General features: G+C 58.1%; 16 protein-coding genes. 7 read left to right on the top strand and 9 right to left on the bottom strand.

Annotation, left to right across the window (positions count from 1 at the left end; translation table 11 throughout):
* Nucleotides 1-5: 5 nt before the first annotated feature.
* Both nagE and glnS read left to right on the top strand, forming a co-directional pair.
* Nucleotides 6-1,961 (top strand): PTS N-acetyl glucosamine transporter subunit IIABC, encoded by a 1,956-nt coding sequence (gene nagE / locus LPQ25_RS18275; RefSeq protein ID WP_012737653.1) that lies wholly within the window; start codon nucleotides 6-8, stop codon nucleotides 1,959-1,961.
* Between the two features lie 178 nt (nucleotides 1,962-2,139).
* On the top strand, nucleotides 2,140-3,807 hold the full coding sequence (gene glnS / locus LPQ25_RS18270; protein WP_002894753.1) for a glutamine--tRNA ligase: 1,668 nt from the start codon (nucleotides 2,140-2,142) through the stop codon (nucleotides 3,805-3,807).
* 53 nt (nucleotides 3,808-3,860) lie between these two features.
* Here glnS and LPQ25_RS27445 read toward each other — a convergent pair whose 3' ends face one another.
* Complete coding sequence (locus LPQ25_RS27445; protein ID WP_410404544.1) at nucleotides 3,861-4,013, bottom strand: hypothetical protein; 153 nt, start codon at nucleotides 4,011-4,013, stop codon at nucleotides 3,861-3,863.
* A 229-nt stretch (nucleotides 4,014-4,242) separates the two neighbouring features.
* Between LPQ25_RS27445 and chiP the strand changes: the two genes are divergently transcribed.
* Nucleotides 4,243-5,646, top strand: coding sequence for a chitoporin ChiP (chiP, locus tag LPQ25_RS18260; protein WP_004152230.1), 1,404 nt, complete (start codon nucleotides 4,243-4,245; stop codon nucleotides 5,644-5,646).
* A 47-nt stretch (nucleotides 5,647-5,693) separates the two neighbouring features.
* Nucleotides 5,694-6,026: a ChiQ/YbfN family lipoprotein gene (chiQ, locus tag LPQ25_RS18255; RefSeq protein ID WP_002894759.1), complete on the top strand. Its 333-nt coding sequence runs from the start codon at nucleotides 5,694-5,696 to the stop codon at nucleotides 6,024-6,026.
* A gap of 51 nt (nucleotides 6,027-6,077) precedes the next feature.
* Here chiQ and LPQ25_RS18250 read toward each other — a convergent pair whose 3' ends face one another.
* The 5 genes from LPQ25_RS18250 to ybfF all read right to left on the bottom strand — a co-directional run bounded on the left by LPQ25_RS18250 (nucleotide 6,078) and on the right by ybfF (nucleotide 9,269).
* Entirely contained in the window at nucleotides 6,078-6,521 is a 444-nt protein-coding gene (locus LPQ25_RS18250) for a major facilitator transporter (protein ID WP_014907924.1), read from the bottom strand.
* 121 nt (nucleotides 6,522-6,642) lie between these two features.
* Nucleotides 6,643-7,095 carry a ferric iron uptake transcriptional regulator gene (fur, locus tag LPQ25_RS18245; protein WP_002894761.1) on the bottom strand — a complete coding sequence of 151 codons (453 nt, stop codon included), beginning with the start codon at nucleotides 7,093-7,095 and terminating at the stop codon, nucleotides 6,643-6,645.
* A 291-nt stretch (nucleotides 7,096-7,386) separates the two neighbouring features.
* Nucleotides 7,387-7,917 carry a flavodoxin FldA gene (gene fldA / locus LPQ25_RS18240; RefSeq protein WP_014907923.1) on the bottom strand — a complete coding sequence of 177 codons (531 nt, stop codon included), beginning with the start codon at nucleotides 7,915-7,917 and terminating at the stop codon, nucleotides 7,387-7,389.
* 151 nt (nucleotides 7,918-8,068) lie between these two features.
* Nucleotides 8,069-8,362 carry a LexA regulated protein gene (gene ybfE, locus LPQ25_RS18235; RefSeq protein ID WP_002894767.1) on the bottom strand — a complete coding sequence of 98 codons (294 nt, stop codon included), beginning with the start codon at nucleotides 8,360-8,362 and terminating at the stop codon, nucleotides 8,069-8,071.
* A gap of 133 nt (nucleotides 8,363-8,495) precedes the next feature.
* The gene (gene ybfF / locus LPQ25_RS18230) at nucleotides 8,496-9,269 is read right to left on the bottom strand and encodes an esterase (RefSeq protein WP_004152229.1); all 774 of its coding nucleotides are present in this window, start codon (nucleotides 9,267-9,269) and stop codon (nucleotides 8,496-8,498) included.
* Nucleotides 9,270-9,452: 183 nt separating this feature from the next.
* Here ybfF and seqA point away from each other — a divergent pair, with 183 nt between their 5' ends.
* From seqA to LPQ25_RS18215, 3 genes are read left to right on the top strand one after another with little or no spacing between them, the layout of a single operon-like run.
* Nucleotides 9,453-10,001, top strand: a complete 549-nt coding sequence (seqA, locus tag LPQ25_RS18225; RefSeq protein WP_002894771.1) for a replication initiation negative regulator SeqA — start codon at nucleotides 9,453-9,455, stop codon at nucleotides 9,999-10,001.
* A gap of 32 nt (nucleotides 10,002-10,033) precedes the next feature.
* Nucleotides 10,034-11,674: a phosphoglucomutase (alpha-D-glucose-1,6-bisphosphate-dependent) gene (gene pgm / locus LPQ25_RS18220; RefSeq protein ID WP_002894773.1), complete on the top strand. Its 1,641-nt coding sequence runs from the start codon at nucleotides 10,034-10,036 to the stop codon at nucleotides 11,672-11,674.
* Nucleotides 11,675-11,728: 54 nt separating this feature from the next.
* Nucleotides 11,729-12,166, top strand: a complete 438-nt coding sequence (locus tag LPQ25_RS18215; RefSeq protein WP_004176864.1) for a hypothetical protein — start codon at nucleotides 11,729-11,731, stop codon at nucleotides 12,164-12,166.
* On the opposite strand, the gene kdpE is transcribed toward LPQ25_RS18215, so the two are convergent.
* The 3 genes from kdpE to kdpC are packed head-to-tail and all read right to left on the bottom strand — an operon-like array spanning nucleotide 12,148 to nucleotide 16,085.
* Nucleotides 12,148-12,825, bottom strand: coding sequence for a two-component system response regulator KdpE (gene kdpE / locus LPQ25_RS18210; RefSeq protein ID WP_002894776.1), 678 nt, complete (start codon nucleotides 12,823-12,825; stop codon nucleotides 12,148-12,150). The two genes, LPQ25_RS18215 and kdpE, sit on opposite strands and share 19 nt — an antisense overlap.
* Entirely contained in the window at nucleotides 12,822-15,509 is a 2,688-nt protein-coding gene (kdpD, locus tag LPQ25_RS18205; protein WP_234599485.1) for a two-component system sensor histidine kinase KdpD, read from the bottom strand. The genes kdpE and kdpD overlap by 4 nt, the downstream gene beginning before the upstream one ends.
* Complete coding sequence (gene kdpC, locus LPQ25_RS18200) at nucleotides 15,510-16,085, bottom strand: potassium-transporting ATPase subunit KdpC (protein WP_004142248.1); 576 nt, start codon at nucleotides 16,083-16,085, stop codon at nucleotides 15,510-15,512.
* Nucleotides 16,086-16,092: the final 7 nt, after the last annotated feature.

Genomic DNA, 16,092 nt, shown 5'->3' with positions numbered 1-16,092 from the left:
ATAAGATGAATATTTTAGGTTTCTTTCAGCGACTGGGTAGGGCGTTGCAGCTCCCTATCGCAGTGCTGCCGGTCGCGGCATTGCTGCTGCGTTTCGGGCAACCAGACCTGTTGAATGTACCCTTCATCGCGCAAGCGGGTGGGGCGATCTTCGATAATCTGGCGCTGATCTTCGCAATTGGTGTGGCATCAAGCTGGTCCAAGGATAACGCCGGTTCTGCGGCGCTGGCCGGTGCGGTAGGGTATTTCGTGATGACCAAAGCGATGGTCACCATCAACCCGGAAATCAATATGGGCGTGCTGGCCGGTATCATTACCGGTCTGGTGGCAGGGGCGGTATACAACCGCTGGGCCGGCATCAAGCTGCCGGACTTCCTGAGCTTCTTCGGCGGCAAACGCTTCGTGCCGATCGCCACCGGCTTCTTCTGTCTGATCCTCGCGGCGATCTTCGGCTACGTCTGGCCGCCGGTGCAGCACGCTATCCACTCTGGCGGCGAATGGATCGTCTCCGCAGGGGCGCTGGGTTCCGGTATCTTTGGTTTCATCAACCGTCTGCTGATCCCAACCGGTCTGCATCAGGTGCTGAACACCATCGCCTGGTTCCAGATTGGTGAGTTCACTAACGCCGCTGGCGCTGTGTTCCACGGCGACATCAACCGCTTCTACGCCGGCGACGGCACCGCGGGGATGTTCATGTCCGGCTTCTTCCCAATCATGATGTTTGGTCTGCCGGGTGCGGCGCTGGCGATGTATCTGGCGGCGCCGAAAGCGCGTCGTCCGATGGTAGGCGGTATGCTGCTGTCCGTGGCCATCACCGCGTTCCTGACCGGGGTAACCGAGCCGCTGGAATTCCTGTTCATGTTCCTGGCTCCGCTGCTGTACCTCCTGCATGCGGTGCTGACCGGTATCAGCCTGTTCATCGCAACGGCGCTCGGGATCCATGCGGGCTTCTCCTTCTCCGCAGGTGCAATTGACTACGTGCTGATGTACAGCCTGCCGGCCGCCAGCAAAAACGTCTGGATGCTGCTGGTGATGGGCGTGGTGTTCTTCTTCGTCTACTTCCTGCTGTTCAGCGCGGTGATCCGCATGTTCAACCTGAAAACGCCGGGTCGTGAAGACAAAGCCGCTGACGTGGTAACGGAAGAAGCCAACAGCAACACTGAAGAGGGGCTGACCCAGCTGGCGACCAGCTATATCGCCGCGGTGGGCGGAACGGACAACCTGAAAGCCATTGACGCCTGTATCACCCGTCTGCGTCTGACCGTGGGCGATTCGGCGAAGGTGAACGACGCCGCCTGTAAACGTCTCGGCGCGTCCGGGGTGGTGAAACTGAATAAGCAAACCATTCAGGTTATCGTCGGTGCGAAAGCAGAGTCTATCGGCGATGAGATGAAAAAAGTGGTTACCCGCGGCCCGGTAGCGGCAGCGGCAGCCGCACCGGCTGGCAACGTCGCCACCGCAGCGCCCGCGGCTAAACCGCAGGCGGTAGCGAACGCGAAGACCGTTGAGTCGCTGGTTTCGCCGATTACCGGTGACGTGGTGGCCCTTGAGCAGGTGCCGGACGAAGCCTTCGCCAGCAAAGCCGTTGGCGACGGGATCGCGGTGAAACCGACCAGCAACATCGTGGTGGCCCCGGCCGCCGGTACCGTGGTGAAAATTTTCAACACTAACCACGCGTTCTGCCTCGAAACCAACAACGGTGCGGAAATCGTCGTTCACATGGGTATCGACACCGTGGCGCTGGAAGGCAAGGGCTTCAAACGTCTGGTTGAAGAGGGCACGGACGTGAAGGCGGGTGAGCCGATTCTGGAAATGGATCTGGACTTCCTCAACGCCAACGCGCGCTCAATGATCAGTCCGGTCGTCTGCAGCAACAGCGATGACTACAGCGCGCTGGTGATACTGGTGAGCGGTAAGGTCGTTGCTGGCCAGACGCCGCTGTATGAGATTAAAGGCAAGTAAGGCTCCTGAGTCGAGTTTTTGCCTCAGCGGCGAAGGGAAACCTTCGCCGCTTTTTTTTCCAGCAATCGGCCCCATAATCCTCTTCTGATACCTATTTTACGTAACTAATAGTTGTCACTACGCCCTGCTTGTAAGATCATGTGCCGTTATACGTTGTTTACGCTTTGAGGAACCCGTGATGAGTGAGGCAGAAGCCCGCCCGACTAACTTTATCCGTCAGATTATTGATGAAGATCTGGCTACCGGTAAACATACCACCGTTCACACTCGCTTCCCGCCGGAGCCGAACGGTTATCTGCACATTGGCCATGCAAAATCCATCTGCCTGAACTTCGGCATCGCCCAGGATTATCAGGGCCAATGCAACCTGCGTTTCGATGACACCAACCCGGTGAAAGAAGATATCGAATACGTTGAGTCGATTAAAAACGACGTGCAGTGGTTAGGTTTCCACTGGTCCGGGGACGTATGCTACTCGTCTGATTATTTCGATCAGCTGCATCAGTATGCGGTTGAGCTGATCAACAAAGGTCTGGCCTATGTTGATGAACTCTCTCCTGATGAAATTCGCGAATACCGCGGCACCCTGAAAGCGCCGGGTAAAAACAGCCCGTATCGCGACCGCAGCGTGGAAGAGAACCTGGCGCTGTTTGAAAAAATGCGCAGCGGCGGCTTCGAAGAGGGTAAAGCCTGCCTGCGCGCGAAGATCGATATGGCATCGCCGTTTATTGTGATGCGCGATCCGGTGCTGTACCGCATTAAGTTCGCTGAGCATCATCAGACCGGCAACAAGTGGTGCATCTACCCGATGTACGACTTCACCCACTGCATCAGCGATGCGCTGGAAGGCATTACCCACTCGCTGTGTACCCTGGAGTTCCAGGACAACCGCCGCCTGTACGATTGGGTGCTGGACAACATCAGCATCCCGGTGCATCCGCGTCAGTACGAATTCTCGCGCCTGAATCTCGAATACACCGTGATGTCCAAGCGTAAGCTGAACCAGCTGGTGACTGAAAAGCACGTGGAAGGCTGGGACGACCCGCGTATGCCGACCATCTCCGGTCTGCGTCGTCGCGGCTACACCGCCGAATCCATCCGCGAGTTCTGCAAGCGCATCGGCGTGACCAAGCAGGACAACACCATCGAGATGGCGTCGCTGGAGTCCTGCATTCGTGAAGATCTGAACGAAAACGCCCCGCGCGCGATGGCGGTGATCGATCCGGTGAAACTGGTTATCGAGAACTATCCGCAGGGCGAAAGCGAAATGGTGGTGATGCCGAACCATCCGAACAAGCCGGAAATGGGCAGTCGTGAAGTGCCGTTCAGCGCCGAAATCTGGATCGATCGCGCGGACTTCCGCGAAGAAGCCAACAAACAGTACAAGCGTCTGGTGCTGGGTAAAGAAGTGCGTCTGCGCAACGCCTACGTCATCAAAGCGGAACGCGTGGAGAAAGATGCCGAAGGCAATATTACCACCATCTTCTGCACCTACGATGCCGACACCCTGAGCAAAGACCCGGCCGACGGCCGCAAGGTCAAAGGCGTGATCCATTGGGTAAGCGCGGCGCATGCGCTGCCGGTAGAGATCCGTCTCTACGATCGTCTGTTCAGCGTGCCAAACCCGGGCGCGGCGGACGATTTCCTCGCAGTGATCAACCCGGAATCGCTGGTGATCAAACAGGGGTACGCGGAGCCGAGCCTGGCGCAGGCCGAAGCCGGTAAAGCTTATCAGTTTGAGCGTGAAGGCTATTTCTGCCTCGACAGCCGCTATGCAACCGCAACCAATCTGGTGTTCAACCGCACCGTCGGGCTGCGTGATACCTGGGCGAAAGCGGGCGAATAACATTTCTTTTCTGTCAAAGCGTCGCTCCCAGCGGCGCTTTTTTTGTTTCAGAATCAGCTAATTAAACTTTTCATTTTCGCGATGCGAATTAATTCTGTTTCTGCGCGGTAATAAATAGCGCTTCTGATGTTTCCTGTCACATACAAAAAACCAATGTAATCGCTTTCAATGATTGCGTTTTTCCCTGATTTTGCAATGACTTCCATAACAAAATCATCAGAGATAAGACTGTAACAAAACGACATAAAATATGTGCGCTTTGTCATAATCTTAAGCTTTGCCTCACGAAAAACATTGATAATTCGCGTCACGAAAAATAGTCTATCTACAGTGGTTTCGCGGTCTTTTTTACCGCCCCACATTTTGCAGTTTTATTTATTTTTTAGCGATTGACCGCTGGTCTTCGCCTTTTAAAACGTCAAAGAGGATATGCACATGCGTACGTTTAGTGGCAAACGTAGTACGCTGGCGCTGGCTATTGCCGCCGTCACCGCGATGTCGGGCTGGGTTGTTGCTCCACAGGCCAGCGCAGCAGGCTTTATCGATGATTCAACCTTAACCGGCGGTATCTATTACTGGCAGCGTGAGCGTGACCGTAAAGATGTGACCGACGGCGACAAATACAAAACCAACCTTTCCCACTCCACCTGGAACGCCAACCTGGACTTCCAGTCCGGCTATGCCGCCGATATGTTTGGCCTTGATATTGCCGCGTTTACCGCGATTGAAATGGCGGAGAACGGCGATAGCGGTCACCCGAACGAAATTGCCTTCTCGTCACGTAACAAAGCCTATGACGAAGACTATTCCGGCGATAAGAGCGGCATCAGCCTGTATAAAGCCGCAGCGAAATTCAAATATGGTCCGGCGTGGGCACGTGCGGGCTATATCCAGCCAACCGGCCAGACTCTGCTGGCCCCGCACTGGAGTTTTATGCCAGGTACCTATCAGGGGGCGGAGGCCGGGGCTAACTTCGACTATGGCACGGCGGGCGCGTTAAGTTTCTCCTATATGTGGACGAACGAGTATAAAGCGCCATGGCATATCGAGATGGACGATTTCTATCAGAACGATAAGAAGACCAAAGTCGATTACCTCCACTCCGTCGGCGCTAAATATGATTTCAAAAATGACCTGGTGCTGGAGGCGGCATTTGGTCAGGCTCAGGGCTATATCGATCAGTACTTTGCTAAAGCCAGCTACAAGTTTGACGTCGCCGGCGCGCCGCTGAGCACCAGCTACCAGTTCTACGGCACCCGCGATAAGGTCAGCAACGGCGGGGTCAACGACATCTATGATGGCACCGCATGGCTGCAGGCGTTAACCTTTGGTTATAAGGTGGCGGATGTCCTGGATCTGCGTCTCGAGGGAACCTGGGTGAAGGCTGATGGCCAGCAGGGCTACTTCCTGCAGCGTATGACCCCGACCTACGCCTCTTCCAATGGTCGTCTCGATATCTGGTGGGATAACCGCTCCGACTTTAACGCCAACGGCGAAAAAGCGGTCTTCTTTGGCGCGATGTATGACATGAAAAACTGGGATATGCCGGGCTGGGCGTTCGGCGCGTCTTATGTCTACGCCTGGGATGCGAAGCCGGGAAGAATGTCCTCTCCGGATGCGTACTATGACCCTGACTATCGCCTGAAAGAGTCGGCCTATAGCCTGGATGCAATGTATACCGTACAGGAAGGGCGGGCGAAGGGCACCCTGTTCAAACTGCACTTTACCCAATACGACAACCATTCCGATATTCCGAGCTGGAGCGGCGGCTACGGCAACATCTTCCAGGATGAGCGCGACGTGAAGTTCATGGTTATCGCCCCGTTCACTATTTTCTGATGCCTGCGCGGCGGGCGTGAGCCTGCCGCACCTCTGGGAGAACGACAATGAAAAAAATGCTGCTTATTGCCATGATGGCAGCGGGCCTGGTGGCCTGCACCACGTCGCCGGCGCCGAAAGAAGACACCAAACTGAAAGATGCCTATAGCGCCTGTATTAATACGGCGGAAGGGAATCCGGACAAGATTGAAGCCTGCCAGAGCGTACTGAATGTGCTGAAAAAGGATAAACAGCACCAGCAGTTCGCCAACCAGGAGAGCGTTCGCGTCCTGGATTACCAACAGTGTATTCAGGCCACCCGCACTGGCAACGATCAGGCGGTGAAAGCGCGCTGCGATCAGATCTGGAAGGAGATCCGCAGCAATAATACGACCCATTAAATCAGACGGCAGCGGCAAACGGGCGGGGCATATCTCCGCCCGTTTGTTTTTTTAGCGCTGACTCTCCGCCGGCTGATAGCCGCGGCTCAGCCGCACGAACAGTAGCGCGGTGGCAATGAATCCGCACTGCGCGGCGCACATTAGCCACCAGCCCGGCGCGCTTTTATCGCCGCTGAGCTCGACCAGGGCGGTGGAAATAGCTGGCGTCAGGCCGCCGAAAATGGCAGTAGCGAGACTAAAGGCCAGCGAAAAGCCCACGGTGCGGACGTATACCGGCATAACTTCGGTAAGCGCCGCGACCATCGCGCCGTTATACATGCCAAAGAAGAACGAGAACCATAGCAGGACCAGCGTCATACGGGTGAAATCGGGCGCGACGGTGAGCCAGTGCATCACCGGCCAGGTGGTGAGCAGCGCCAGCACGGTAATGCCCATCAGCACCGGACGACGACCGATCCGGTCAGAGATCGCCCCGCTGGCGAAGTTCCATATCAACTCTCCGGACAAAGCGGGGATGAGGAAAGTCACCCCAGGGGCGTGAGCGGGAAGGGCGGCAGAGGCGCCCATAAAAAAGCCAACCGGCAGGTTGGCTTTTCAGTCTCAGCGAAACGGGGAATTATTTTTCCACCGCGTCGTGGGCGTGTTCGTCCTCGCGGCAATCCCCTTCCGCACAGTGACCGTACAGATATAAACTGTGGTTGGTCAGGCGGATGCCGTGGCGGGAGGCAATTTCACGCTGGCGTAATTCGATCGAGTCGTCGCTGAATTCGATCACTTTGCCGCAGTCGAGGCAGATCAGGTGATCGTGGTGATGCTGCTGGGTCAGTTCGAAAACGGATTTTCCGCCTTCGAAATTATGACGAGTCACGATGCCGGCGTCATCAAACTGGTTGAGGACGCGGTAAACGGTCGCCAGACCGATCTCTTCGCCCATGTCGATCAGGCGTTTATATAAGTCTTCCGCACTGACATGATGGTTATCCGGTTCCTGCAGCACTTCAAGGATTTTTAGTCGAGGAAGTGTGACTTTCAGGCCAGCCTTCTTTAATGCGGTATTGTTGTCAGTCATGCGGAATCTGTCCTGTTGCTAAACGATCTACTTCCTTCAACGGAAGTCATACAGAAATTAACCCGACGTAATGCGTCTCATTATAGAACTGCCACTGGTAAATGAAAACTGCAAGCATCAGGCCTGGTTTGCTGTCAAAAACGAGGCACCAGCTACAAACTGCGTCACGTGCCTCGTAGAATCAGAGGACATTGTACAGATATGTGATTAAAAGTTAAAAACTTGTAGCTATTAGTTTGATTGCTTTTGTCTATTAATGCGGCGCAACTCAATGATTGCGCCGCTTAATCATCAGGCGTTTTTGATTTCTTCGAGGTGCAGCTCTTCGGCAACCTGCTTCACCCATTTCTCAACGCGCTCGTTGGTCAGCTCCGGCTGGCGGTCTTCATCAATGGCGAGGCCGACGAAGTGGTCTTCATCCGCCAGGCCTTTGGAAGCCTCAAAATGATACCCCGCCGTTGGCCAGTGACCGACGATGGTCGCGCCGCGCGGCTCAATGATGTCGCGGATGGTGCCCAGCGCGTCGCAGAAGTATTCTGCGTAATCTTCCTGGTCGCCGCAGCCGAACAGCGCCACCAGTTTGCCATTGAAGTCGATCTCTTCCAGCGTCGGGAAGAAGTCATCCCAGTCACACTGCGCTTCACCGTAGTACCAGGTCGGGATACCGAGCAGCAGGATGTCGTGGGCTTCCAGGTCTTCTTTGCTGCTTTTGGCAATGTCGTGAACATCAGCAACATCTTTACCAAGCTGCTTTTGAATCATTTTTGCAATATTTTCGGTGTTGCCGGTGTCGCTGCCAAAAAAGATGCCGATGATTGCCATGAGTAAAATAACCTCTTGAAACTTAAATGATGTGGTAGGGACGCAATGCCCATAGATAACGGCAATCATAGCAGAACAGGCAAGGGCGCGGAAACAGCAATCACGCCCGACTGCACACTCTGCTACATGAATGCGGGTTTTTCGCGGAAAGTTAGACTTTTCCCTGGCTGCGCAGGGCGGTTAACTGGGTCATCAGCATCTCTTCAATGAGATCGCTGCGGCTCATATTACGCGCTTCCGCCAGCTCGTTGAGCGCATCGACCGCATCGGCGTTGAGTTTTAACTCCACGCGCTTCAGCCCGCGAACCTTATCGCGTTTCAGCTGGTTACGTTTGTTGATGCGCAGTTGTTCATCGCGCGACAGCGGATTGGTTTTCGGTCTTCCCGGGCGACGCTCGTTTGCGAACAAATCTAATGTCGTACGGTCCGTTTGTTCTTTTGCCATGATTCTGAGTGACTTCGGGGAAACAAGCTGCCGGGCTCTAGCCGGCGCAGATAGCGCGCCATCATACATCAGGCGAACGGCTGCGCCAACGACCGCGGGCATTCTGCGGCGCGGTCGGGCATATTTTAGCCAATCAGGCGGCGATGCTCGTCAGATAGCGGCGGATGGCGCGTAACACCGCCTCGGGTTTCTCGGCATGGACCCAGTGTCCGGCGCCGGCGATGACGTGGGCCCGGGCCTGCGGGAACTGGGCCAGCAGCGCGTCGCGGTAGGCGTCGGTCACATAGGGCGAGTTGCCGCCGGGAATAAACTGCGTCGGGTGCGGCCAGGCCGGGATGGTTTCCCAGCCGACGATATGCGGATACTGGTCCCACAGCACCGGCACGTTGAAGCGCCAGTCGCCGTCGACGAATGATTTCAGCAGGAACTGAATCACGCCTTCTTCCTGCAGGTGCTCGCGCATCACCTGCGCCGCCTGCTGGCGGGTGCTGGCGGCGGATTCGCTGACGGCGCGGATAGCGGCGAAGATCTCATCATGGCGGCGAACGTGATAATCCACCGGCGCGATATCGATCGCCACCAGACCGCTGATGCGTTCAGGCGCCAGGGCGGTAAGCGCCATTACCGCTTTCCCGCCCATCGAATGGCCGATAAAGGTGGCGCGCTCGATCTGGTGCGCGTCGAGCGTATCAAGCAGATCCTGCGCCATGGCGGGGTAGGTCATCTCTGGCGACCGCGGCGACAAACCGTGGTTGCGCATATCGACCTGCACAATATCATGGTCGGCGATCAGGTCGCGGGCGAGGATGCCCAGGTTGTCCAGGCTGCCAAACAGACCGTGGACCAGCACGATCGGGGAGTGGTTGTGCGGATTCTGTGCAGATTGCGCTCGGCTATTTAATTTCATGGCAAAGTTCTTTTTTTCGCTCCGTCGGGTTAGGGTATTATGTTGGACATTCTGCCATCCGGCTGCAAGACCCAGAAGTTTTCTGAGTTTTACCGCCATCCTGGTTTGACGCTATCCGCGGTTGGGATTTGTACTTATAATCCCAACGATTTGTATTCAGAAAAGATATCGCACTGGATTAAGATGAAAACAATTGAAGTTGATGATGAACTCTATCGCTATATTGCCAGCCACACTCTGCATATCGGCGAGAGCGCATCCGACATTTTACGGCGTATGCTGAAATTTTCCGCCGTTTCCCAACCGGCTACACCGGTCAGCAAAGCCGCGCCGACGCTGGCGCCAGCGCCTGTCGCTGAGGTGAAACCCGCTAACCCGGTGAAAGATAAAGTCCGCGCCATGCGCGAGATGCTGTTATCTGATGAATACGCCGAGCAGAAGCGCGCGGTGAACCGTTTTATGCTGGTGTTGACGACCCTCTACTCCCTGGACAGTAAAGCATTTGCCGAGGCCACCGAGTCTCTGCACGGCCGCACGCGCGTTTACTTCGCGGAAGATGCGCGTACGCTGCTGAAAAGCGGTAATCAGACCAAACCGAAACAGGTTCCTGGTACACCGTGGTGGGTGATCACCAATACCAATACCGGCCGTAAATGCAGCATGATTGAGCACATCATGCAGTCGATGCAGTTCCCTGCGGAGCTGATTGAAAAGGTTTGCGGCACGATCTAGCTTTTTAACATTTGCACCAGAAGGATCAGGCAATGGCAATCGATAAACGTGCGGGGCAGCCTGCGCAACAGAGTGATTTGATTAACGTCGCCCAACTGACTGCTCAGTACTACGTGCTGAAGCCTGAAGTCGGTAATGCGGAGCATGCGGTAAAATTCGGCACCTCTGGCCATCGCGGTAGCGCGGCGCGCCACAACTTCAACGAACCGCATATCCTGGCCATCGCCCAGGCCATTGCGGAAGATCGTGCGAAAAACGGGATCACCGGTCCGTGCTATGTCGGCAAAGATACCCACGCCCTCTCCGAGCCGGCATTTATTTCGGTGCTGGAAGTGTTAACCGCCAACGGCGTCGACGTGATCGTGCAGGAAAACAACGGCTTCACCCCGACGCCGGCGGTCTCCAACGCGATTCTGGTGCATAACAAAAAAGGCGGTCCGCTGGCGGACGGCATTGTGATCACCCCGTCACACAACCCGCCGGAAGATGGTGGTATCAAGTACAATCCGCCAAACGGCGGCCCGGCTGATACCAACGTCACCAAAGTGGTGGAAAACCGCGCCAACGAACTGCTGGCCGCGGGCCTGCAGGGCGTGAAACGCATTTCTCTGGACGCGGCGCTGGCTTCTGGCCACGTTAAAGAACAGGATCTGGTGCAGCCGTTCATCGAAGGGCTGGCGGATATCGTCGATATGGCCGCAATCCAGAAAGCCGGCCTGACGCTGGGCGTCGATCCGCTGGGCGGGTCCGGTATCGAATACTGGAAACGCATTGGCGAGCACTACAAGCTCAATCTGACCATTGTTAACGATCAGGTGGATCAGACCTTCCGCTTTATGCACCTCGATAAAGACGGCGCCATCCGCATGGATTGCTCCTCAGAGTGTGCGATGGCCGGCCTGCTGGCGCTGCGCGATAAGTTCGATCTGGCGTTTGCTAACGACCCGGATTACGACCGCCACGGGATTGTCACCCCGGCGGGGTTGATGAACCCGAACCACTACCTGGCGGTAGCGATCAACTACCTGTTCCAGCATCGTCCGCAGTGGGGCAAAGAGGTGGCGGTGGGTAAAACGCTGGTCTCCTCCGCGATGATTGACCGCGTGGTGAACGATCTGGGCCGCAAGCTGGTGGAAGTGCCGGTGGGCTTTAAGTGGTTTGTCGACGGCCTGTTCGATGGCAGCTTCGGCTTCGGCGGCGAAGAGAGCGCCGGGGCCTCCTTCCTGCGCTTCGACGGCACGCCGTGGTCCACCGATAAAGACGGCATCATCATGTGCCTGCTGGCGGCGGAGATCACCGCGGTGACCGGGAAAAACCCGCAGGAGCATTACAACGAACTGGCGGAACGCTTCGGCGCGCCGAGCTACAACCGTCTGCAGGCTTCCGCGACCTCCGCGCAGAAAGCGGCGCTGTCCAAGCTCTCTCCGGAAATGGTCAGCGCTGACACCCTGGCGGGGGATCCGATCACTGCCCGTCTGACCGCGGCGCCGGGCAACGGGGCGGCGATTGGCGGCCTCAAGGTGATGACCGACAACGGCTGGTTCGCGGCGCGTCCGTCAGGCACCGAAGACGCCTACAAGATCTACTGCGAAAGCTTCCTCGGCGAAGAGCATCGCAAGCTGATTGAAAAAGAAGCGGTAGAGATTGTCAGCGAAGTGCTGAAGAACGCTTAACGACGCACTACCATCAGGCCCCTTGCGGGCCTGATTTTTTTCGCAAGGATAGCGATGAAAATACAACGGAAGTCCCTGTTTTTGTTCTGGGCGTGGATGGATCTCTTTTTCGTCCTGCAATTCTTATGGTGGAATATTGCCCACCGCCGCCTCCCTTTTTACGACGATCTACTCGCTTATCTCCAGCTGCTGCACACCTGGGGCTCCGCGGCGGTCTGGCTGTACCCGCTGAATGTTCTGCTGATTATCAGCATCCCGCTATCGATGATCTTTTTTTTCCGCCAGAGCCGCTATGCGCTGTGGCTGGCCTGGGGGCAGGCGCCGCTCAGGCTGCTGTTTATGCAGCCTTCGCTATCGCTGGGCCTGTGGCTGATTCAGGCTGCCGGCGTCCGGCATTTAGCGATCCTGGCAGGCTTTCTGCTGCTCTCTGAAGGGCTGAAAATCGCCAGCCTCTGGTACTGCAGAGGCGGGATTCAGGGCATAAAGCGATAGCCAATCCCGGTTTCGGTCAGCAAATGCTGCGGCCGTGCCGGATCGGCCTCCAGCTTTTGTCGCAGATGACCCATATAGATCCGCAGATAGTGGCTGTGCTCCACGGCGTTAGGCCCCCACACCTGATTCAGCAGCTGGCGCTGGGTAAGCACTTTGCCGGGATTATTCAACAGTGCCGCCAGCAGGCGAAACTCGATAGGCGTCAGGTGGATCTCTTCGCTGCCGCGCAGGATGCGGCGGGCGGGGATATTGACCTCCAGGTCAGCGAAGCGCACCACCGGCTCATCGGCCTGCGCCGCGCCATGGCGACGCAGCGCGACGCGCAGGCGGGCCTGCAGCTCGCCGATGCCAAAGGGTTTACTTAAGTAGTCATCGGCGCCGGCATCCAGGGCGGCAATTTTGTCATGCTCTTCGCTACGCGCTGACAGGACGATAATCGGCATCTGGCTCCACTGACGCAGGTCGCGAATAAAATCAATGCCGTCGCCATCCGGCAGGCCGAGATCGAGGATCGCGAGGTCGGGCTTACGGGTGGCGGCTTCAATCAGCCCACGCTGCAGGGTTTCCGCTTCAAATACGCGCATGCCGTCGGCTTCCAGCGCGGTGCGCAGAAAGCGTCGGATAGCGTGTTCGTCTTCGATAATCAGAACGTTAATCACAATTCCTCAGGTAGCTCTTCCAGTTCAGGGGGCGTTTCTCCAGGCAGTGTAACACGGAATGAGGCGCCGCCCTCGGGCCGGTTGCTGGCGGAGATGGTCCCGCCGTGGACGTCGACGATGGCCTGACAGATGGCAAGGCCCAGCCCGACGCCAGGGATCGCCGACTCTTTGTTGCCGCGGGCGAATTTATCAAAGATAGTCTGTTCCTGGCCTGCCGGGATCCCAGGACCGTTATCCCATACTTCCAGCGACAGCTGCCGGGCGTCCGCCTCGGCGCGAATGCCGATGCTCGCCCGGGCGCCGGCATACTTATGGGCATTTTCCAGCAGGTTGATCAGCACCCGCTCGAACAGCGGCCCGTCGACATGCACCAGCTGGAGGGGATCGGGTAAATCCAGCTGAATATGCTGGCCGCCGAGGCTTGGCTCGAGCATGCGCAGCGCGCTGCCGACCACTTCCTCCAGCGTCAGCCACTCCTTATGCAGATTAAAGCCGCCGGACTGGATCCGCGCCATATCCAACAGGTTGTTCACCAGCCGGGTGGTGTTGAGCACATGCTGGCGGATTTCGTTGGCCTGCGGGGCATGTTTTGAACCTTCGCTGGCCAGATCGAGGGTCAGAATTTCCGCCTGGCCAAACAGCACGGTCAGCGGAGTACGCAGATCGTGCGACAGGGCGGCGAGCAGCGAGTTACGCAGGCTTTCCCGCTCGCTGGTCAGACGGGCCTGCTCTTCGCTGGCGGTCAGGGTGAGGCGCTCCAGAGCGCTGGCCACCAGCAGGGTAAAGGTCACCAGCAGCCGCTGCTGCTCCGGGATCATCAATTGGCGCAGATTCTCCGGTTCCACCACCAGTAGTCCCCAGGTGCGGGCGGCGCTCTTCAGGGGCAAGATCTGATACGGCACGCCGGGCAGGGTATCGGTGCCGGCGCCGGCAGGTTGGCCCTTATCAAAGCTCCAGCGGGCGATGGCATCATCCCACGGGGTCAGCCCTGGCTGGTGGGTTAAGGGCAGCAGTTTTCCCTGGGCGTCCGGGAGCAGCAGCTGGCTGCGGGCCTGAAAGGTGGAGGCGATAAACCGCTCGCTGGTGGTGGCGATATCCTGCTGGCTACGACCCACCGCCAGCGCTTTAGACATCTCATACAGATGGCGGGTACGGCGTTCACGGTAGCGCGCCACCCGCGCCTGGTAGCGTACGCCGGCGGTGAGGTTGCCGATAAGCAGGCCCACGGTGAGCATCACGCCGAAGGTGAGCAGATACTGGACATCCGACACCGCCAGCGTCCCGCGCGGGGCGACAAAAAAGAGATCGAAGCTGATGACGTTGATCACCGTCGCCAGCACCGACGGCCAGCGGCCATAGACCAGGGCGATGAGCACCACCCCCAGCAGATAGAGCATCACCAGGTTGGCGGCTTCGAAGGCCATCAACCACTGCATGGCCACCAGGGTAATGATGGCGCATAGCGCCACCGCCACCGCGCAGCCCTGCAGCTGCAGGCGCCATTTCTCCAGCGCCGGACGGCTGTCGCTGGCGCGTGCGGCAAGGGGGAAGGGTTTCTCATCGAGGGCGATCACCACCAGATCGAGGTCCGGCGCATGGCGAGCCAGACGATCGGCGAAGCCGCTGCGATCCCACCAGCGGCGCTTGCTTTGCCGGCCAATGACGATTTTGCCGAGGTTATGTTCGCGGGCGTAATGGAGGACCGCTTTCTCTTCCGACGGGTCGGAGAGGGTGGCGGTTTCGGCCCCCAGCTCCTGGGCCAGACGCAGCGCGGCGAGAATAGCCCGCCGCCGGCCTTCCGGCAGCCGGTGCAGGGAAGGGGTCTCGACATACACCGCATGCCAGACGCTGCCCAGGCGGGCGGCGAGCCGGGCGGCGGCGCGCACCAGCTTTTCGCTGCCGGTGTTGTGCCCGATGCAGAGCAGGATCGCGTCGCGGGTGTGCCAGACTTTCTCCTGGCCCTGACGGTCGCGCCAGGCGCGCATCTGCTCATCGACGCGGTCGGCGGTGCGGCGCAGGGCCAGCTCGCGCAGCGCAATCAGATTGCCCTTGCGGAAAAAGTTTTCGATAGCGCGCTCGGCCTGGCCGCCGATGTAGACTTTGCCCTCATTGAGTCGTTGGCGCAGATCGTCAGGGGGGAGGTCCACCAGCACCACGTCGTCCGCGGCGTCAAAGAAGGGATCGGGAACCGTCTCCCGCACCTGCACGCCGGTGATCCCGCTGACGACGTCATTCAGGCTTTCCAGATGCTGGACGTTAACGGTAGTGAAAACATCTATCCCGGCCTCCAGCAGTTCATCCACATCCTGCCAGCGCTTTGGATGGCGGGAGCCTGGCGCATTGCTGTGCGCCAGCTCATCCACCAGAATCAGCGCCGGACGGCGGGCGAGGGCGGCGTCGAGATCGAACTCATAGACGTACCGCCCGCGATGGGCAAGCCGCCGCGGCGGCAGGGTGCTCAGGCCCTGCAGCATCGCGGCGGTCTCTTTACGGCCGTGGGTCTCCGCCACGCCAATCAGAATATCCAGCCCCTGGGCGCGCAGCCGCTGCGCTTCCGCCAGCATCGCCCAGGTTTTCCCCACCCCGGCGCAGGCGCCAAAGAACACTTTCAGTTTGCCGCGATGCGGGGCGGCGGTGTGCTGCAGCAGGCGGTCAGGGTCCGGGCGCAGCGGCTCGTCACTCATTTACTTATCCTTCAGGGCATCCAGCGCCATATTGAGTTGCAGTATATTGACCACCGGCTGGCCAAGGAAGCTCAGCAGCGGGGTTTGTGTGGCCTGATTCACCAACTGGGTTACCTGCTCAACGCTCAGCTGGCGCGCTTGAGCCACCCGGGGCACCTGCCACAGCGCGGCGGCCGGAGTCAGGTTGTTATCGAGACCGCTCGCCGAGGTGGTGACCAGTTCGACCGGCACCCGCGGGTCGGCGTCCGGGTTGGCGGCGCGCAGGGCCTGCACGCGCTCGCTCACCGCTTTATCCAGCGCCGGGTTGCTGGCGGCGAGGTTGCTGCCGCCAGAGGCCATGGGATTATCCGCCGTCTCCGCGGTGGCCGACGGGCGGCCCTGGAAATAGCCTGCGGCGGTGAAGTTCTGGCCAATCAGCGCCGAGCCGCGCACTTCACCGTTCAGGCGGATCAGCGAGCCGTTGGCCTGTGAGTTAAACCACCATTGTCCCAGGCTGGTGGTTAGCAGAGGATAGACGCCGCCGGTGAGCAGCGTTAACAGAATAAATAGCACAAGTGCTGGACGAATCAATGACATAGTTTGT

The sequence above is a fragment of the Klebsiella sp. KPN54798 genome, assembly GCF_021184225.1.
GTDB lineage: Bacteria > Pseudomonadota > Gammaproteobacteria > Enterobacterales > Enterobacteriaceae > Klebsiella > Klebsiella pneumoniae.
Note: the sequence above shows the minus strand (reverse complement) of the source record. Positions and strands in the feature narration are given on the sequence as shown.